Source organism: Roseovarius sp. E0-M6, from assembly GCF_037083845.1.
In the GTDB taxonomy this organism is placed as follows: Bacteria; Pseudomonadota; Alphaproteobacteria; order Rhodobacterales; family Rhodobacteraceae; genus Roseovarius.
Map to the genome: position 1 here is coordinate 96,408 of NZ_JBAPLA010000001.1, position 16,786 is coordinate 113,193.

The following is a 16,786-nucleotide window of genomic DNA, read 5'->3' on the forward strand; positions in this document are numbered from 1 at the left end:
TTGAGTTGGCCGCAGGATAGGCATGCCCGGCGAGTGGCCGCAAGGGGCGGCAATGTGGAAAGATTGAGACGAATGCACGCATTAGCCTTTTCTCAACGGGATTGGCCGAATCTCTCCTCGGGAAAATTTGGTGGGTGACATGGCTTATGAACGTCCGGGGGAAACCTCGCTTGATTACATGCCGTGCCGGTATGGTGCGTCAAAATTACTCTTTCGTGGTCCACGAAGAAGCCTGAGCGGGCGATACGCCGCGTTCCTTGGCGGGACCGAAACATATGGGAAATTTGTGCCGCGCCCCTATCCGGCACTGGTTGAGGCGCGAACCGGGTTAAAATGTGTGAATTTCGGCTGGCCGAATGCGGGGATCGACGTGTTTCTGAACGACGCCGACGTGCTGGCCGCGGCGGCAAACAGTGCGGTCAGTGTTCTTCAGGTTCCGCCTGCGCAGAACATGTCGAACCGGTTTTACCGGGTGCATCCGCGACGCAATGATCGTTTTCTCGAAGCGTCGGCCATGCTGCGTGCGATCTATCCCGAGGTGGATTTCACCGAATTTCACTTTAACCGGCACATGCTCGCGCGGTTACAGGAGACTTCACCCGAGCGGTTTTGCCTGCTGCGCGAGGAGTTGCAGACGGCATGGCGCGCCCGGATGCGCCTTCTGATTGAGCAGATCGCGGCCCCGGTCATCCTTCTGTGGATGTCGCGCCACCCGATGGAAGGGGCGGCGGAGGTGCCGGATATCTGCGCCGATCCGGCCTTTGTCACGCGCGAGATGATTGACGATCTTGCACGCGTCGCGTTGACGGTGGTGGATGCCACGGCCAGCGTGAACGCGATCCGCGCAGGCACGCATGGCATGGTATTTTCCGAGTTTGAGACGGTCGCGGCAGGTGAGCTTCTGGGCCCTGCGGCGCATGACGAGGCGGCGGCGAAGCTTGCCGCCGTGCTGGCGGACCGGGCAGGCCCAAATGAAAAGGCCCGCCGGTAAGGGCGGGCCTTTGATCTTGTGTCGCAGCCGTCACGGCTTCAGAGTTTCTCGGTCAGTTCCGGGACAGCTTCGAAAAGGTCGGCCACGAGGCCATAATCGGCCACCTGGAAGATCGGCGCCTCTTCGTCCTTGTTGATCGCGACGATGACCTTGGAGTCCTTCATGCCGGCAAGGTGCTGAATAGCGCCCGAGATGCCAACCGCGATATAGAGGTCCGGTGCCACGACCTTGCCGGTTTGACCAACCTGCCAGTCATTGGGTGCATAGCCCGAATCGACAGCGGCACGCGAAGCCCCGACAGCGGCGCCAAGCTTGTCGGCGAGGCCCTCGATCATCTTGAAGTCTTCTTCCGAGCCGACACCGCGGCCGCCCGAGACGACGATCCCCGCCGAGGTGAGGTCGGGGCGGTCGCTTTCGGCGACCTTGTCCTCGACCCATTCGGACAGGCCGGGGTTGTCGGCCGCCGAAATGGTTTCGACCGAAGCCGAGCCACCTTCGCCCGCGGCATCGAAGGTCGATGTGCGGATCGAGACGACTTTCTTGGCGTCCGAGGATTTGACCGTCTGGACCGCGTTACCGGCATAGATCGGACGTTCAAACGTGTTGCCGTCGACAACGCCGGACACATCCGAGATGACCATCGCGTCCAGAAGCGCCGCAACGCGGGGCAGGACGTTCTTGGCGTCGGTGGTGGCGGGCGCGACGATATGCTCGTAATCGCCGGCGAGGCTGACCATCAGCGCGGCCGTCGGTTCGGCGAGGCGATGCCCCAGCGACGCGTCCTCGGCCACGAGAACCTTGGCCACGCCGTCGATCTTGGCGGCGGCCTCACCGGCCGCAGCCGCGGACGCCCCGGCACACAGGACGGTCACATCGCCCATCTTGGTGGCGGCGGTCACGGCCTTGGCGGTCGCGTCCATGTTGAGTTCGCCATCGGTGACTTCTGCGAGAAGAAGAACAGCCATTATACAGCCCCCGCTTCCTTGAGTTTCGACACAAGCTCATCGACCGAGCCCACGATTTCGCCGGCCTTCCGGGCCTCGGGTTCGTCGGTCTTGACGATTTCGAGACGCGGGCTGACATCGACGCCGTAATCATCGGCGGTCTTTTCGTCGAGCGGCTTTTTCTTGGCTTTCATGATGTTGGGAAGCGACGCGTAGCGCGGATCGTTGAGGCGCAAGTCAACGGTGATGATCGCCGGCATCTTGACGCTGATCGTCTGAAGGCCGCCATCCACTTCGCGTGTCACCTTGGCACTGTCGCCGTCGATGTCGAGACCGGAGGCAAAGGTGCCTTGGCTCCAGCCGAGCAGCGCGGAGAGCATCTGACCGGTGGCGTTCATGTCGTTGTCGATCGCCTGTTTGCCCGCGAGAACAAGGCCGGGCTGCTCTTCCTCGACGATCTTGGCGAGGATTTTGGCCACGGCGAGCGGCTCGATATCGGTGTGGACATCATCGGCGGCGACGACAAGGATCGCGCGGTCCGCGCCCATCGCAAGTGCCGTGCGCAGCGTTTCCTGCGCCTGTTTGACGCCGATTGAGACGGCGATGACTTCGTCCGCCTTGCCGGCTTCCTTGAGGCGGATGGCCTCTTCGACGGCAATCTCGTCAAAGGGGTTCATCGACATTTTCACATTGGCGAGATCGACACCCGATCCGTCCGCCTTGACGCGGACTTTCACGTTGTAGTCGATCACGCGCTTGACAGGCACGAGCACCTTCATTGGCATGGTCTCCTCATTTTGCCACCGCGCCCCGTAGAGTCGGGAGCGCAGTCTCCGGCGTGGTTCTACAGGCTCAGTCCCATGCGGGACAGTGCAAAATCGTCACGTTTGGGCCCTGTGACGTCGTGTTGCGGTGCGTATCGGAAACTGCGTTGCTTTCGGCACCGGGTTTCGGTTGGGCCTAAGCCCCGGGTCTCAGCCGTTCGCCCCCGGCTCCCACAGCACATCGGCGCGGCCATTGTCGTTGGCGATGCGCGAGGCCACAAAGAACCAGTCGCTCAGACGGTTGAGGTATTTGACCGCAGCGGGGTTCACCTCTTCCATGGTGGCGAGTTCGACCGACATCCGCTCGGCGCGGCGCGAGACGGTGCGGCAGAGATGCAACTGCGCCGCGAGGCGTGAACCGCCCGGCAGCACGAAGCTTCGCAGCGGTTCGAGGTCGGCATTCATCTTGTCGATCTCGGCTTCGAGGCGCGCAACCTGAGCGTCGGTGACACGCAGTGGGGTGTATTCGGCCTCGGCGTCGCTGGCCATGTCCGGGCGGCAGAGATCTGCGCCCAGATCGAAAAGGTCGTTCTGGATGCGCCCGAGTGCCGTGTGCATGTCGCCCTCGGCTTCGAGGCTGGCAAGCCCGACGGCGGCGTTGGTTTCATCCACGGTGCCATAGGCCGTAACGCGCATCGAATGCTTGGCCACGCGAATGCCGTTGCCCAGCGCGGTTTCCCCTGCGTCGCCGGTTTTCGTGTAAATCTTGTTGAGAACGATCATGTCATTGCCCCCCAGAGCGCAGCCAGACAAATGCGAGAATCACGATCACGGCGATGAATTGCGCCCCGATTCGCCAACGCATGATCCGGTTTGCATGTTTGCGGTTGAATTCGCCGCCACGTCCGAACGTGCCGATCCCGAAGATCAGGATGGCACCGACGCCAAGGCAGGCGATTGCCACCACCCAGAAGAGGGGATCATTGGCCATGGACCGGTCCTTTCCGTGCGTTTCTGAGGCCCATGTAGTCCGCCCCGCACAAAAAGCGAAAGGGAAAATCGCGCGGGCGCGACGAAATGCGCGGCGCCGCGGTTCAGTCGCCCTCGAAGGCGCAAAGCACCTGCACATCGAGGCCCATCGCCTCAAGCCGGGCATGTCCGCCAAGGTCCGGCAGATCGACAAGAAAGCTACAGGCGACGATTTGACCGCCCAGACGCTCGATCAGGCGCACGCCCGCCGCTGCGGTGCCGCCGGTCGCCAGCAAATCGTCCATGACAAGGATTCGCGCACCGGGCTCGATGGCATCCTCGTGCAGCTCCAGTTCGGCTTCGCCATATTCAAGGGAATAGCGTTCGGAAATCGTGGCACCCGGAAGCTTGCCCGCCTTGCGGACAGGGACAAAGGCGGTGCCCAGCCGGTCGGCCACCGCACCGCCGAGGATGAAGCCGCGCGCCTCGAGCCCGGCCACGGCATCCACCGTGTGCCCGTCCAGCCGCTCGACCAGTTGTTCGATCGCCATGCGAAAGCCCGCGGCGTTGCTGAACAGCGTGGTCACGTCGCGGAACATGATGCCCGGCTTGGGGAAATCCGGGATGGTGCGAATATAGTCGCGAACTGTTTTGTCGGTCATGGGAGCGTCCTTACCAAAGTGCGGGTTTCGTGACCATGAGCCAGAACACCACGAGAAGGGCAGCGAAAGCAGGCCAGCCCAGCGCGAACCAGACCCGATAGGCACGGTGCGCCGCGTCGGGAAGGGGCGCGTTCGCCGCCGATGCCGCGCCTGCAAGGTCGCGGATGCGCATTTGCAGGTGGACCACCGGCACCCAGCAGGCGAACGCCAAGGCATAAAGCGCATAACTGGTAAGCAGCCACGGCTCGGTCAGTGAATATCCCGCGAGATGGACGAGCCATACCCCGGTGAGAGGCTGCACGATCCCTGCGGGAGTGGTGAATAGCCAGTCGGCCACGACAACGCCGGAGGCCACGGAGCGCACCGTCTCGGCCCGCGCGCCGCGCATGGCCCAGACCATCTGAAACGCGGTGCCGATCCCGGTGCCGAAGAGGACGGTCGCAGACAGGATGTGAAGCCATTTGGCGATGAGATAGGGGTCGCTCATCTTTCATCCTCGAGAATGCCATGAACCCATATGAGCACAAGCAGCAAGGGATTCTTGAGCAGGCCACCGAGTGGCAGCAGCCAGAGCGCCGGGTTGAGCATTGTGAAAGCCACGGTATAGCCCAGAACGACCGCCGCTTGCCCCCAGGCCATGAGCCGGGGCCGCCAGCCGCGCAGGAGGGCCACCGCGATACCGAGGTCAAGCACACCCCCCAGCCGCGCCATCGCGATGAGGGTGCCGTCAGACAAAGGTGCTTCGGGCAGAAGCGGCAGGAAATCCGCGGCAGGCAACAGCAGGCCCACAAGGCCCGAGGCCAGCCACAAGAGCGCCAGCGCGATGCGCAAAAGCGGTCGCATCAAATAGAGGCGGGCATGCCACAGGTCTTGTGTGCCTGCGGGGCGCGACGCGATGAAGTCCGAGAAGGCGCGCGGTGGCCGGGGCAAGGTGCTGATGGCGGGGCCGGGATTGGCCAAAACGCCGGACTGAAGCTGTGTGACCGCCGTGGCCGAGATGGGCCCCATGCGCAGCGCATCGCCAATTCGGCCCATGGCGCGGGCCAGAGGCACGGGCAGGCGTATGAGCCACGCGGGCCGCAGGCCCAGCCAGCGGCGCAGACCGCGCGCCATTTCGGCCTGTGTCACCGTTTCGGGGCCGCCGATCTCATGCACGCCCGGACCGGGCGGGTGACGCAGAAGGTGGTCGACAGCTTGGGTCAGGTCGGCGGCGTGGACCGGGTTGAAGGGCTGTGTTCCGTCCCCGACGACCGGCGTGACCAGAGGCAGTGCGGCCAGCGCCCGCGCAAGGGATGATCCGCCGTAGGACGTCTCGCCCAGCACAAGCCCGGCGCGCAGGATGGTGATATCCTGTGCGGCTGCCACGGCTTCGGCCTCGCGGCGGATGCGGGCAAAGCCGGTCTCGCTCCAGTCGATGCCCACGGCCGAGATGAGCAGGCCCGCCGCACCCTCGGGCAATGCGGCGTAGAGCGCGGATGGTGCGGTAACATGGACCGTGCGGGCCGCCGCATCCGGGGCCGACAGGACGCCCGCGGCATTCACCACATGTGTCACATCCTGCAGATGCGGGGCCCAGAAGGCCGGGTCATGCGTGGCCGGATCCGTCAGGTCCGCGGTCAGTGTTTCAAACCCCATACGCGCAAGCCGCGCACTACGTCGCGCCGAGGCGATCACCCGCCATCCCTTGGTGCGCAGCCCGAAGGCGAGGTGCCGCCCGATGAACCCGTCGGCTCCGAGAACGAGGATTGTGCCGGGTGAGGTCATCCGGCGCGCCGCATGGTGGCGGTGAGAAGCCCCATGGCGACGAGCGCGGCCCCGCCTGCGCGGGTGATCCATGTGATCACTCCGGGGCGGCGGATCACTGCGCGCAGCCTGTCGGCCAGAAGCGCGTAGGCCAGCGCGTTGAGCGCCGCGAGGGTCACGAAGGTGCCGACAAGGATCGTGAACTGTGGCAGCAGCGGCGCATCGAGTGTTACGAATTGCGGCACGAAGGCGATGAAAAATGCGATGGATTTGGGATTGAGCGCGGTCACCGCCGCCGCGTGCCAGAAGATGCTACGCCCTGTAATGTCACGGGGTCCAGACACGGCAAGCCTCGTGGAGGGTGCGCTTCGCAGAAGCCTGATCCCGAGCCAGACGAGATAGATCGCGCCAATCCATTTGAGCATCGTAAAGAGCGCCGCCGAGGCAAGAACAAGCGCGCCAAGCCCGGCAAGTGATGCCGTCATCGCGACGAAATCGCCAAGTGCCACCCCTGCGGCGCTGGCCACTGCGACACTGCGCCCCTTGGAAAGCGCGTAACTCAGCACCAGAAGGACGGTCGGGCCGGGGATAAGCAGAAGCGCCGTGGTCGCGGCGCAGAAGGTCAGCCAAAGATCGAGGGGCATTGCGTAACTCCTTGCAGCTTGGGTGATAAAGCCCCAAGAGATGTGCCTCGATCAAGGTGGATTCACACTAAGTCCGGGTCATGCGCCGGCGAAACGCCTGATTGCATGGGTCCGGCCCGCGGCGAACCCTCTGCCCCTATGCCTCTGGCGCCGCATCTCAGAGCACGCGCCCCGCCACCGCATCGAGCCGGGCGACAAGGCCCGGATCGCGCGATTCGGGTGCTGTGAGCACGGCGAAATCGAGGGCGCGGTCACAACCATGCGGGCAAGGCGCGCGGTCAGGCGCGAGCGTTGTCGCGATCCGGCGGACCATGTTGCGGGCCTTTTCGGCATTGCCGCTTAGCGTGGCGATGATTTGGGCCACGTCCACCTCTCCGTGATCGGGATGCCAACTGTCGTAATCCGTGACCATGGCGGCGGAGGCGTAGCAAAGCTCGGCCTCGCGGGCGAGCTTGGCTTCGGGCATGCCGGTCATGCCGATGACATCCGCGCCCCAATGGTCGCGATACATCCGGCTTTCGGCCAGAGTCGAGAATTGTGGACCTTCCATGGCAAGGTATGTGCCACTGTCATGCACGGTGACACCGCTGGCGCGGGCGGCGTCTGCACAGACCCCAGAGAGACGGGGGCAGGTCGGATGGGCCACCGAAACATGCCCCACACAGCCCGGCCCGAAGAAGGATTTCGCACGGTCAAAGGTGCGGTCGATATACTGATCCACGATGACGAAATCCCCCGGCGCCATCTCGTCGCGGAATGAGCCGCAGGCCGAGACCGAGATCACATCGGTCACGCCCAGCCGTTTGAGCGCGTCGATATTGGCGCGATAGGGGACAGAGCCGGGGGTGTGCACATGTCCGCGCCCGTGCCGGGGCAGGAAGACAACATCGAGGCCCGAGAGCCGCCCGGTGAGCAGCGCATCCGAGGGCGGACCCCATGGCGTCTCGACCGTTTGCCACTCTGTGGCCTCAAGTCCGTCCATGTCGTAAACGCCCGAGCCGCCGATAATGCCGAGTTTTGTCTGTGTCATATGCCTGCCTCCTGCACCCTGCCGGATCGTGGCCGGGTGCGCAGGGGAATTCAACCACGTTCCAAGATGTGCGGACGTGGACAGGTCGCGTGGCGTTCTCGTGGAATGCGGCATGCACCCCGGCGCGGACCGCCGCGCCGGGGGCTTTGGTCAGGCCAGCATGTCGGCCACCTCATCGGTGGTCCAGACAGCGTTGGCCATATAGCGGAAATTGGTCAAAGCGGCGAGATAGCCATCCCCCTCGGGCAACATGGCCGCGGCGGTGGCATCCTTGACCACGGCCACCTCAAAGCCCTGTTCCAGCAATTCGCGCATGTGGCTTTCGGTGCAAAGGTTGGCGGACATACCGGCCAAAATTACCTGATCCACACCATTCTTGCGCAGTTGCAAGGTCAGGTCGTTGCTTTCGTTGCCATAAAGCTTGTGCGGTGAGGTGATGATGGTCTTGCCGTCCTCGATATAGGGTTTGTATTGCGGCATGAAATCGGCACCAGACCCTTCGAACCCGTCGGTCGTCAGCGGGCCTTTCCGGTCGAACATGCCGATCTTGTGCATCAACTTTTCCAGCGCACCCTCAAAGCGCCATCCCTTGTCGGTGGGATAGTAGTAGTGCGGCGAGACGGCGACGGTTATGTCGGCGGCCTTGGCAGCCTTGAACAGATTTTCGATGTTGGCGACCGTGTTGTTGCGTTCGACCGATGCGCCGACCACGCCCCAGGTCACGCCATCGGGGCTTAGAAAGTCGATCTGCGGGTCGGTCACCACCAGCGCGGCGCGCGACGGATCAAGCTTCATGGTGCTGGGCGGCAGTGCCGGTTCGGCCGGGGCGGCGTAGGGGTTTTCCTGCGCCTCCGCGGCTCCGGCGGTGAGCCCCGCGCCAGCGGCGAGCGCGGCCGTCCCTGTCAGGGCCGCCCGGCGGGTAAATCTGGGGGAGTCGTCGTTATCGTGACAATTGCACATTGTGGTCTCCTTGGTTCGTGTGGTGTCATCCAGACAAAGGGTGGCAGGGCCAATGTGCCTTTGCGTCCCGGATACGTGGCACACGGGGTTGTGAATATGCCTTTCCCGCTTTCACGTGGCATCGTGGCGGGGATGACAGCCTCGGACGATCATGAACGACTGCTCGGTGAACTCGAGATCAGCGCGGACCCCTTCGCGGTCTGTGCGCTTGAGGGCGCCTGTAGCTTGGGGCTTGGTCGAAATCCGGGGGCGACGTTGCATTACGTGCTTGGCGGGCGTGGAGACCTGCGGCTTCAGTCTTGGGCTCCTATCCCGTTGATGCCGGGGCGCCTTGTTCTGGTTCCGTCGAGCATGCGCCATAGCCTTCTGAATGCCGGGGGGCCGCAAACGGGGTTGTCGACATGTGAGCCTGCGGGTCTGAACCTTGCCAGTCATGTTGCGAAGGGGGCCAAAGACGGCAACATGCTGGTGCTGTGTTCGACCATATCGCTGGGGTTGCGCAATACGCACGGCCTCATTGATTTGTTGCGAACGCCGCTTAGCCTTGACCTTGCCGCCTCACCGCTTGCTGATCGTGCGATGGAGGGTCTGATCATGGAAATGACGCATCCGCGCCCCGGACGCCGGGCGATGATCCGCGCCCTGCTTCTGCAATGCATGATCGAGATGCTGCGCAGCCGGCTTGAGGCGAGAGATACGGCAGTGACATGGATGCGGGGTCTGGTGGATCCGGGGTTGTGGCAGGCCTTGCGCGTGATGCTGGATGATCCCGGCGCGCCCCATTCTCTGGAAACGCTCGCGATTGAGGCCGGCATGAGCCGGTCCCGGTTCGCGGCCCGGTTTCAGACCGCCTATGGGCAGGGCCCGATGGGGTTTCTGCGTGCATTACGGCTGGCGCGTGCGGCGCAACTTCTCACCCAAGGGCAAGAGCCGGTGGAGCGTATCGCGCGGAAAGTCGGGTTTGCCAGCCGCAGCGCATTTACCCGCGCCTTTACCGAGGTTTGGGGTGTCACCCCCCGGGGGTTGCGCCGGGACGCGGCGGCCTCGGCTACGACTCGGGACGGGGGAGCGTGAATATCTCGCGCACGGCGGTGTAATCCATGTAACCTAGCCGCGCGATGGGCACATAGGCCGCCGGGTCGATCCGACCGTCCTTTAGGATATCGTCGCGGATATGCACGCCCGTGACCTCACCAAAGACCACGATATTGGCAACGCCCGGAAGAGTCACCATCTGTGTCAGGCGGCATTCGAGAGCGGCGGGGGCATCCGCGACACGCGGACAGGCCACCGTGTCGCAGGCGACCGGGGTGAGGCCCGCGCGCTGAAATTCGTCCGCGTCACGCGGCATGGTGGCCGAGCTTTCGTTCATGGCGGTCAGCATCGCCTCGCCCACCACGTTGACACAGAAAACGCCGGTGTCACGAATGTTGGCCACGCTGTCCTTGGTGCCATCTGCGTCCGGCTTCTCGCCGGTGGAGGCGAACATCACCTGTGGTGGAACATAGGCCACGGCGTTGAAGAAGGAGTAGGGCGCGAGGTTGAACCTGCCATCAGCCTCTTGGCTGGATATCCAGCCGATGGGCCGTGGCGTGACGATGGCATTGAAGGGGTTGTGCGGCAGGCCGTGGCCGTCCTCGGGGCGATAAAACATCGGTGATACGCTTCCTTGCAACAGGGTTTGTGCAAGGCTTACGCGCGTGCTAACCGCTTGGCCAGCCAGAAACACTTGCCCGAGACGCGATGGAACTGACCCCGGAAACCGATGACGACTGGTGGGAGGTCGAAGCACTTTACGATCTGTGCTTTGCCCCCGGTCGCGAGGCGCTGTCGTCTTACCGGCTGCGCGATGGTGTGCCGCCGGTCGCCGGGTTGAGCCTTGTGGCGCGCGACCCGGACGGTATTCTGGGCGGGGCGATCAGATATTGGCCGGTGCGGCTTGGGGACCATCGCGCGCTTCTGCTGGGCCCTGTGGCCGTACACCCGACGCGGCAGGGCGAGGGGCTGGGCGGATGGCTGATCCGTGACAGCCTTGGGCGCGCGGGGGCGCAGGGCTGGTCGCGGGTGATGCTGGTGGGTGACGCGCCTTACTACTCGCGCTTCGGCTTTGAGCGGTTGCCGGGGGTCGAGATGCCGCCGCCGACAAACCCGGCGCGCGTTCTGGGCGTGGCTATCGAGCCCGGCGCCTGGACCGGGATAAGGGGTAAAGTCACGCGGGCGGCTTGAATTTCGCGGCCCGCACGCCGATCTATTGCCCGACACAGGAGGCGCATATGCAGGTTCTTGGGCCGCCGCCCGCCGAAGAAGAGATTGACGCCCGGCTGCGCGCCCTCGCCGACCGTCATGCGCGGGCGGAAAATCTCGGGATGCAACTCCTTAATGCCATTGGCGGGTCGGCCTCGAACCTTCTCGACCGGCTTCCGCGTGAGGTGCGTGGGCGCCTTGACGGGGCCACAGCCGAGGCGCTCCGCCTCGCGATGGAGGCGGCGCACCGGTCGCGCGGCGTCGTCAAAGGTCAGCCCGGTTGGCTTAACCGCGCGGTGACCACCGCAATGGGCGCGGCGGGCGGCTTTGGCGGTTTGCCAAGCGCGATGGCCGAGCTTCCGGTTACCACCGCGATCCTGCTGCGTACGATTCAGGACGTCGCCGAGGAATATGGCTTTGATCCCGAAGAGGAAAGCGTGCGGTTCGACTGTGTTCAGGTCTTCGCGGCGGCGGGTCCGCTTGAGGATGATGACGATGCTGATCTCGCTTTTCTCAGCACACGGGTGGCTGTCTCGGGGGCCGCGGTTCAGGCGGTGATTGCGCGCGTCGCGCCGCGCCTTGCTATGGTGCTGGGTCAGAAACTCGCCGCTCAGACGATTCCGGTGCTGGGCGCCGCGGCGGGGGCGGCCACCAATTATGCCTTTACCGGCTATTACAGCCAGATGGCGCATGTCCATTTCGGCCTGCGTCAACTTGCCATTGAAGCCGACCGCGATCATGCAGAATTGGTTGCGGAGTTTCGCAAACTCATTGTCAAAACGCCGGTCGCGCGCGCCTGATCTTTTTGGTCTTGGTGCCTGATGCCCTCCGCCGGGGGCCCTTGAAACCGGGTCAGAGTTTGCCGCGCAAATAGTCCATGACCGCCGGGCGCACCGATTGATCGCCACGCGCACGGGCCTCGACGATGATATCGTAGAGTTCGGTCAGATCGGTGCGGCGCAGGATCGACTTCACAGGGCCGATCGAAGCGGGCCGCATTGAGAGTGTGCGCATTCCTATGGCGGCAAGGCAGGCGGCCTCGATCGGGCGGCCCGCATCCTCGCCACAGAAGCTGAGGGGGGTGTTGCTGGCCTTGCAGCGCGCGACAATGGTTTCAAGAAAGGTCAGGAAAGAGACGTTGAGCGTGTCATAGCGACGGCGCACCAGTTCGTTCTCACGGTCGGCGGCGAAGAAGAACTGCTTGAGATCGTTGCCCCCGATCGAAAGGAAATCGACCTTGGCGTAGAACGCGTCAGGCGCATAGGCGAGCGAGGGCGTCTCGAGCATTGCCCCGACCTTCAGCTCGGAGGGCAGGGGGTGTCCCAACCTGCGCTCACGATCCAGCGCCTTGTCCATTTCGGCGCGCGCGGCGTCGTATTCCTCGCGCTGGGCGACGAAGGGAAACATCACCGAAAGCGGTCGTCCGGCGGCCGCGCGCACCAGCGCCTGAAGCTGCATGCGCATGACGCCCGGTCGGTCGAGGCCGATGCGGATCGCCCGCCATCCCAGAGCGGGGTTGGGCTCATCGACCGCCTTCATGTAAGGCAGCACCTTGTCCGAGCCGATATCGAGTGTTCGGAACACCACGTGCTTGCCCATCGCCGCATCCATCACCCGCGCATAAAGCTCGCTCAGTTCGGCGCGTTTGGGCATGTGGTTGCGGATCAGGAACTGAAGCTCGGTGCGAAATAGCCCGACACCCTCTGCCCCTGACCCGGCAAGGCTGGGAAGATCGGCCATAAGCCCCGCGTTCATGTGAAGCGCGATACGCGCCCCGCAAAGCGTTTTGGCCGGTTTCTCGCGAATCGAGGCGTAGCGTTCCTGTGCTTTGGCCTGCATCGCCATCTTGTCGCGGAACGCGGTCTGCACGCTGTCATCGGGGCGTAGATGCACGATCCCCTGTTCGCCATCCACAAGAATTGTGTCACCGTTAAGCGCCTCGGTCGTGATCCGTTCGGCATGAATGACGAGCGGAATGGCCAGCGCGCGCGCCACGATGGTCGCGTGACTGCCCACCGCACCCTCTTCGAGCACGATCCCCTTGAGGGAGCGACCATAATCCAGCAGTTCCGCAGGCCCGATATTGCGTGCGATGAGGATCGGATCGGCAGGCATTTCCGCTCCGGTTTCCTTGCCTTGCCCTGTCAGGATGCGCAAAAGGCGGTTCGACAGATCGTCGAGATCATGAAGCCGGTCGCGAAGGTAAGGGTCTGTGGCCTTTTCCATACGCGCCCGTGCGGTGGATTGCTCTTTTTCCACGGCAGCCTCGGCCGAAAGACCGCGCTCGATGTCCTCTTCCATGCGCCGCATCCAGCCCTTGGAGTTGGCGAACATGCGATATGTTTCGAGCACTTGAAGCTGTTCGCTATCGCCCGAGCGCGCGCCCGTCAGCATTCGGTCAACGCCGATGCGAAGCTCGTCCACAGCCTCGGTCAGTCGCTCGGTTTCACGAACCGGATCCTCGGCGATGGGGTTGGTGACGACGACACGCGGTTCGTGCAGCCAGACATGGCCCTGCGCCACGCCTTCCTGTGCCGCGTGGCCGCGAAAGAGCACAGCCTGCTGGTGACGTGCGGACATCGCGGCGCCTTCGCCCACGAAGGCGCCAAGTTCGGCCATCTCGGCGATGACCATGGCCACGACTTCGACGGCGTAGACTTCTTCATCCGAGAAGATGCGTGAATCCTTGGATTGCACGATGAGCACGCCCAGACGTTCTCCGAGCCGCTGGATCGGGACACCCAGAAACGAGCTATAGGCCTCTTCCCCGGTTTCGGGCATGTAGCGAAAGCCGCGCGTGCCGGGTGCGTCATCGGTATTGATGAGTTTGCCTGTGCGGGCGACCTGACCCACCAGCCCTTCGCCGAGGCGCATTCGCGTCTGGTGCACCGCGTCCGGGTTGAGACCTTCGGTCGCGCATAGCTCAAGCGTGTCCTCGTCCCGAAAAAGGTAGATTGAGCAGACCTCGGTATGCATCTCCTGAGAGATGAGCGCGGTGATCGCGTCAAGCCGATCCTGACCGCCCGTGTCGGCCGAAAGAGCCTCGCGGAGACGGCCAAGCATCTGCCTGCTGTCGGTGACAGCATCGCCCTGTGCGGTGCTGGACATGTGATGCACCTCCCCCGGTGGTGCCGGCCTCCGTCAGGCGCGGCTCGGGCCACCATGCCGTTTTTTGGCAGTGAATTCCATGGCTTTCCATGTGAATTCAAGGCCGAGCGTGCAAGCGCTCAAAAAAGCGGCATCACCTTGCAGTTGAATCGGCAATATTCGCCGTATCGCGCGTTTTTTCAACGCCGCGCGCATATGGTTGGCTGTTTCGTAGCTCTTGCTGGCGCGCGGGTCATGTCTGATCTGGGCTTGCTGCGGAGTGGTTTATCCCGCCTTGTCCAGTTCGAATGCATCATGCAGCGCCTGCACGGCCAACTCCATGTATTTCCTGTCGATCAGCACGGAAATCTTGATCTCGGAGGTGGCGATGACCTTGATGTTGACGCCTTCATCCGAGAGTGTCTTGAACATCTTGGCGGCGACGCCCGACTGGCTGCGCATGCCGATGCCCACCGCCGAGACCTTGGATACATCGGTATCTGCCACGAAATCGTGATAGTTGATCTCACCGCGTGTCTTGGCCGCCTGAATCGCCTTTTCCGCGCGCATCACCTGATCGGTGGGACACGAAAAAGTCATGTCGGTGCGCCCTTCTTCGGAAATGTTCTGAATGATCATATCCACGTTGACGCCGGCATCCGAGAGCGGTCCGAAGATCGCAGCGGCGATACCGGGTCGGTCGGCGACCGAAATGAGCGTCATCTTCGCCTCGTCGCGGCTGTAGGCGATCCCGTTCACGACGTTTGATTCCATGATTTCCTCCTCGGCGCAGACCAGCGTGCCCGCCTCGTCCGACTGTTCTTCGAAACTGCTCAGCACCCGCAGCTTCACATTGTAGCGCATCGCCAGCTCGACCGAGCGGGTTTGCAGAACCTTGGCCCCGAGCGAGGCCAGTTCGAGCATCTCCTCGAAGGCGATCCGGTCAAGCTTGCGGGCCTTCGACGTGATGCGCGGATCGGTGGTATAGACGCCGTCCACATCGGTATATATGTCGCAGCGTTCAGCCTCGAACGCGGCAGCGAAGGCCACAGCCGTGGTGTCTGATCCGCCCCGGCCAAGCGTGGTGATCCGGCCTTCGGGGCTAATTCCCTGAAAGCCCGCGACAACGGCCACGCGCATGCCTTCGCCGAACTTGGCGTTGATGTTGTCGGGGGGGATGTCTTCGATCCGCGCTGCCGAATGCGCCGATGTGGTGCGCAGTGGCACCTGCCAGCCCTGCCACGAGCGGGCGGGAACATCCATTTCCTGAAGGGTCAGTGCCATGAGGCCCGCCGTTACGTTTTCGCCCGAACTCACCACCGCGTCGTATTCGCGCGCATCATAAAGCGGTGACGTCTCGTTGACCCAGCCGACCAGCTCGTTCGTCTTGCCGGACATGGCCGATACGATAACGATCACGTCATAGCCTTTGGCCACCTCCACGCCCACGCGTTTGGCGGCACGGCGGATGCGGTCGGGATTGGCAACTGAGGTGCCGCCGAATTTCATCACGAGAACGGGCATGGTCCGGGTCCTTGGCCTTGCGGTCGCGCGGGGTTTAGCCGTGGTTGCGCGCAAGAGCAAGCGTGGCCGAGGGCGGGCTCGCAAAATGGATCGCATGTTCGCGTCGGCTTTCCAGCCCCTTATCCGGGCAAGAGGGCTGTCGCGCCATCAGCCCCGGGACGTGAGCGATATGAGAATCGCCATTGCCTCGTCGGCCCGGTCCGCCGGCACGAAAAGGTGGTCATGAAAGAAACCCGCCACGGGATTGACGCCCATCCCCTGCGCGGCAAGCTCAGAGGCGATGCGCGCGATGAACCCCACGGCCTCAAGCGCGGAATGCACGTTGAGCGTGATCATGCGGCAGGGGAAATGATGCGCGATACTGGCGGCGCGGGCTTGGCTTTGCGTCAAGATAAGGGTTGTGCCCTCGCTCTCGTGGAAGATCATGCGCGGGGTCAGATCTTTGGGCCATGTGCCATCGGGCCGTGTCGCGAAGACATAAATCTCGGGGGCCAGCGCGGGCGACATGCCGGCAAGCAACGTATCAAGCTTCGTTTCACCCTGCATGCGGGGCCCCCTTTGATGGTGTTCGCGTCAGAACGGATGATCCTGTCCGTCCCATGTCCGAAACGCGCCCGTGCTTGCAAGCGACAGGGCGGTGAATTCAGACATCAGCCCCTTGGCGGCCTCGGCAGCACCGATATCGGCGGCGTCACCGCCCATGTCGGTGCGCACCCAGCCGGGATGATAAATGCCCACGGCAATGCCGCGTGGCCCGAGATCCACCGCAAGGTTGCGCCCGAGATTGAGCGCCGCCGCCTTGGAGGCGCGGTAGATGTAACTGCCGCCTGGGGCGCGGCTGTCACTGGCCATCTGGCTCGAGATGATGGCGATCTTGGGCGCGGTCGCCCGGGCCAGATGCGGCAGAAGTGCCTGAACCGTGAGGAAAACGCCCGTGACATTTGTCGCGAACGCTTCGGCCCACATTTCGGGCGGATATCCTGTGTCGAGGTTCTGGCCCTTGTCCGGATAGACGCCCGCGTTGCACACCAGAAGATCAACGGCCCGGTCCCCGAGCCCCCGGGCGAACGCCGCGCAGCTTTCGGGGTCGGTGACGTCAAGGCGGGGGCCATCATCGCCGCTTCGGGCCGTGCCGGTTACGTCCTCTCCGGCCTGAGCATACCCTTGGGCCAGCGCGCGCCCGATGCCCCGGTTGGCCCCCGTGATCACCACATGCATGGCGGC

19 protein-coding genes are annotated in these 16,786 nt (G+C 63.7%); 4 read left to right on the forward strand and 15 right to left on the reverse strand.

All coding sequences use genetic code 11. The features are described 5' to 3' along the window. Positions 1–139: 139 nt before the first annotated feature. Positions 140–991 (forward strand): DUF6473 family protein, encoded by an 852-nt coding sequence (locus V8359_RS00545; protein ID WP_336426745.1) that lies wholly within the window; start codon positions 140–142, stop codon positions 989–991. Positions 992–1,029: 38 nt separating this feature from the next. Here V8359_RS00545 and V8359_RS00550 read toward each other — a convergent pair whose 3' ends face one another. The 10 genes from V8359_RS00550 to V8359_RS00595 all read right to left on the reverse strand — a co-directional run bounded on the left by V8359_RS00550 (position 1,030) and on the right by V8359_RS00595 (position 8,707). After that, on the reverse strand, positions 1,030–1,956 hold the full coding sequence (locus tag V8359_RS00550) for an electron transfer flavoprotein subunit alpha/FixB family protein (RefSeq protein WP_336426746.1): 927 nt from the start codon (positions 1,954–1,956) through the stop codon (positions 1,030–1,032). Further along, the gene (locus V8359_RS00555; protein ID WP_336426747.1) at positions 1,956–2,714 is read right to left on the reverse strand and encodes an electron transfer flavoprotein subunit beta/FixA family protein; all 759 of its coding nucleotides are present in this window, start codon (positions 2,712–2,714) and stop codon (positions 1,956–1,958) included. The genes V8359_RS00550 and V8359_RS00555 overlap by 1 nt, the downstream gene beginning before the upstream one ends. A 195-nt stretch (positions 2,715–2,909) precedes the next feature. Next, entirely contained in the window at positions 2,910–3,482 is a 573-nt protein-coding gene (locus V8359_RS00560) for a cob(I)yrinic acid a,c-diamide adenosyltransferase (protein WP_336426748.1), read from the reverse strand. Between the two features lies 1 nt (position 3,483). Continuing rightward, the gene (locus V8359_RS00565; protein ID WP_336426749.1) at positions 3,484–3,690 is read right to left on the reverse strand and encodes a twin transmembrane helix small protein; all 207 of its coding nucleotides are present in this window, start codon (positions 3,688–3,690) and stop codon (positions 3,484–3,486) included. Between the two features lie 103 nt (positions 3,691–3,793). After that, complete coding sequence (locus V8359_RS00570; protein ID WP_336426750.1) at positions 3,794–4,330, reverse strand: adenine phosphoribosyltransferase; 537 nt, start codon at positions 4,328–4,330, stop codon at positions 3,794–3,796. Positions 4,331–4,340: 10 nt separating this feature from the next. Next, positions 4,341–4,817: a DUF2269 family protein gene (locus V8359_RS00575; RefSeq protein WP_336426751.1), complete on the reverse strand. Its 477-nt coding sequence runs from the start codon at positions 4,815–4,817 to the stop codon at positions 4,341–4,343. Next, positions 4,814–6,094: an SDR family oxidoreductase gene (locus tag V8359_RS00580; protein WP_336426752.1), complete on the reverse strand. Its 1,281-nt coding sequence runs from the start codon at positions 6,092–6,094 to the stop codon at positions 4,814–4,816. The genes V8359_RS00575 and V8359_RS00580 overlap by 4 nt, the downstream gene beginning before the upstream one ends. Further along, positions 6,091–6,717: a LysE family translocator gene (locus V8359_RS00585; protein ID WP_336426753.1), complete on the reverse strand. Its 627-nt coding sequence runs from the start codon at positions 6,715–6,717 to the stop codon at positions 6,091–6,093. The genes V8359_RS00580 and V8359_RS00585 overlap by 4 nt, the downstream gene beginning before the upstream one ends. A 157-nt stretch (positions 6,718–6,874) precedes the next feature. Beyond that, the gene (locus V8359_RS00590; protein ID WP_336426754.1) at positions 6,875–7,747 is read right to left on the reverse strand and encodes an S-methyl-5'-thioadenosine phosphorylase; all 873 of its coding nucleotides are present in this window, start codon (positions 7,745–7,747) and stop codon (positions 6,875–6,877) included. Between the two features lie 150 nt (positions 7,748–7,897). Then, positions 7,898–8,707, reverse strand: a complete 810-nt coding sequence (locus V8359_RS00595) for a cysteine hydrolase (RefSeq protein WP_336426755.1) — start codon at positions 8,705–8,707, stop codon at positions 7,898–7,900. 96 nt (positions 8,708–8,803) lie between these two features. Between V8359_RS00595 and V8359_RS00600 the strand changes: the two genes are divergently transcribed. Continuing rightward, entirely contained in the window at positions 8,804–9,781 is a 978-nt protein-coding gene (locus V8359_RS00600; protein ID WP_336426756.1) for an AraC family transcriptional regulator, read from the forward strand. Here the strand turns inward: V8359_RS00600 and V8359_RS00605 are convergent. Continuing rightward, positions 9,756–10,361 (reverse strand): flavin reductase family protein, encoded by a 606-nt coding sequence (locus V8359_RS00605; protein WP_336426757.1) that lies wholly within the window; start codon positions 10,359–10,361, stop codon positions 9,756–9,758. The genes V8359_RS00600 and V8359_RS00605 overlap by 26 nt on opposite strands. A gap of 89 nt (positions 10,362–10,450) precedes the next feature. Between V8359_RS00605 and V8359_RS00610 the strand changes: the two genes are divergently transcribed. Both V8359_RS00610 and V8359_RS00615 read left to right on the forward strand, forming a co-directional pair. Then, positions 10,451–10,933: a GNAT family N-acetyltransferase gene (locus V8359_RS00610; protein WP_336426758.1), complete on the forward strand. Its 483-nt coding sequence runs from the start codon at positions 10,451–10,453 to the stop codon at positions 10,931–10,933. A gap of 47 nt (positions 10,934–10,980) precedes the next feature. Beyond that, positions 10,981–11,751, forward strand: coding sequence for an EcsC family protein (locus tag V8359_RS00615; protein ID WP_336427900.1), 771 nt, complete (start codon positions 10,981–10,983; stop codon positions 11,749–11,751). A gap of 52 nt (positions 11,752–11,803) precedes the next feature. On the opposite strand, the gene ptsP is transcribed toward V8359_RS00615, so the two are convergent. From ptsP to V8359_RS00635, 4 genes are all read right to left on the reverse strand, one after another. Beyond that, positions 11,804–14,059, reverse strand: coding sequence for a phosphoenolpyruvate--protein phosphotransferase (gene ptsP / locus V8359_RS00620; RefSeq protein WP_336426759.1), 2,256 nt, complete (start codon positions 14,057–14,059; stop codon positions 11,804–11,806). A 264-nt stretch (positions 14,060–14,323) separates the two neighbouring features. Then, entirely contained in the window at positions 14,324–15,562 is a 1,239-nt protein-coding gene (locus tag V8359_RS00625) for an aspartate kinase (protein WP_336426760.1), read from the reverse strand. 147 nt (positions 15,563–15,709) lie between these two features. Beyond that, a complete protein-coding gene (locus V8359_RS00630; protein ID WP_336426761.1) occupies positions 15,710–16,108 on the reverse strand; it encodes an ACT domain-containing protein in 399 nt (132 codons plus the stop codon). Positions 16,109–16,135: 27 nt separating this feature from the next. Further along, complete coding sequence (locus V8359_RS00635) at positions 16,136–16,780, reverse strand: SDR family NAD(P)-dependent oxidoreductase (protein ID WP_336426762.1); 645 nt, start codon at positions 16,778–16,780, stop codon at positions 16,136–16,138. Positions 16,781–16,786 lie beyond the last annotated feature (6 nt).

What these genes read in the sequence shown, in the direction of transcription:
- V8359_RS00545 (WP_336426745.1), top strand. Translation starts at nt 140, where the DNA reads ATGGCTTATGAACGTCCGGGGGAAACCTCGCTTGATTACATGCCGTGC.
- V8359_RS00550 (WP_336426746.1), bottom strand. Translation starts at nt 1,956, where the DNA reads ATGGCTGTTCTTCTTCTCGCAGAAGTCACCGATGGCGAACTCAACATG.
- V8359_RS00555 (WP_336426747.1), bottom strand. Translation starts at nt 2,714, where the DNA reads ATGAAGGTGCTCGTGCCTGTCAAGCGCGTGATCGACTACAACGTGAAA.
- V8359_RS00560 (WP_336426748.1), bottom strand. Translation starts at nt 3,482, where the DNA reads ATGATCGTTCTCAACAAGATTTACACGAAAACCGGCGACGCAGGGGAA.
- V8359_RS00565 (WP_336426749.1), bottom strand. Translation starts at nt 3,690, where the DNA reads ATGGCCAATGATCCCCTCTTCTGGGTGGTGGCAATCGCCTGCCTTGGC.
- V8359_RS00570 (WP_336426750.1), bottom strand. Translation starts at nt 4,330, where the DNA reads ATGACCGACAAAACAGTTCGCGACTATATTCGCACCATCCCGGATTTC.
- V8359_RS00575 (WP_336426751.1), bottom strand. Translation starts at nt 4,817, where the DNA reads ATGAGCGACCCCTATCTCATCGCCAAATGGCTTCACATCCTGTCTGCG.
- V8359_RS00580 (WP_336426752.1), bottom strand. Translation starts at nt 6,094, where the DNA reads ATGACCTCACCCGGCACAATCCTCGTTCTCGGAGCCGACGGGTTCATC.
- V8359_RS00585 (WP_336426753.1), bottom strand. Translation starts at nt 6,717, where the DNA reads ATGCCCCTCGATCTTTGGCTGACCTTCTGCGCCGCGACCACGGCGCTT.
- V8359_RS00590 (WP_336426754.1), bottom strand. Translation starts at nt 7,747, where the DNA reads ATGACACAGACAAAACTCGGCATTATCGGCGGCTCGGGCGTTTACGAC.
- V8359_RS00595 (WP_336426755.1), bottom strand. Translation starts at nt 8,707, where the DNA reads ATGTGCAATTGTCACGATAACGACGACTCCCCCAGATTTACCCGCCGG.
- V8359_RS00600 (WP_336426756.1), top strand. Translation starts at nt 8,804, where the DNA reads ATGCCTTTCCCGCTTTCACGTGGCATCGTGGCGGGGATGACAGCCTCG.
- V8359_RS00605 (WP_336426757.1), bottom strand. Translation starts at nt 10,361, where the DNA reads ATGTTTTATCGCCCCGAGGACGGCCACGGCCTGCCGCACAACCCCTTC.
- V8359_RS00610 (WP_336426758.1), top strand. Translation starts at nt 10,451, where the DNA reads ATGGAACTGACCCCGGAAACCGATGACGACTGGTGGGAGGTCGAAGCA.
- V8359_RS00615 (WP_336427900.1), top strand. Translation starts at nt 10,981, where the DNA reads ATGCAGGTTCTTGGGCCGCCGCCCGCCGAAGAAGAGATTGACGCCCGG.
- ptsP (WP_336426759.1), bottom strand. Translation starts at nt 14,059, where the DNA reads ATGTCCAGCACCGCACAGGGCGATGCTGTCACCGACAGCAGGCAGATG.
- V8359_RS00625 (WP_336426760.1), bottom strand. Translation starts at nt 15,562, where the DNA reads ATGCCCGTTCTCGTGATGAAATTCGGCGGCACCTCAGTTGCCAATCCC.
- V8359_RS00630 (WP_336426761.1), bottom strand. Translation starts at nt 16,108, where the DNA reads ATGCAGGGTGAAACGAAGCTTGATACGTTGCTTGCCGGCATGTCGCCC.
- V8359_RS00635 (WP_336426762.1), bottom strand. Translation starts at nt 16,780, where the DNA reads ATGCATGTGGTGATCACGGGGGCCAACCGGGGCATCGGGCGCGCGCTG.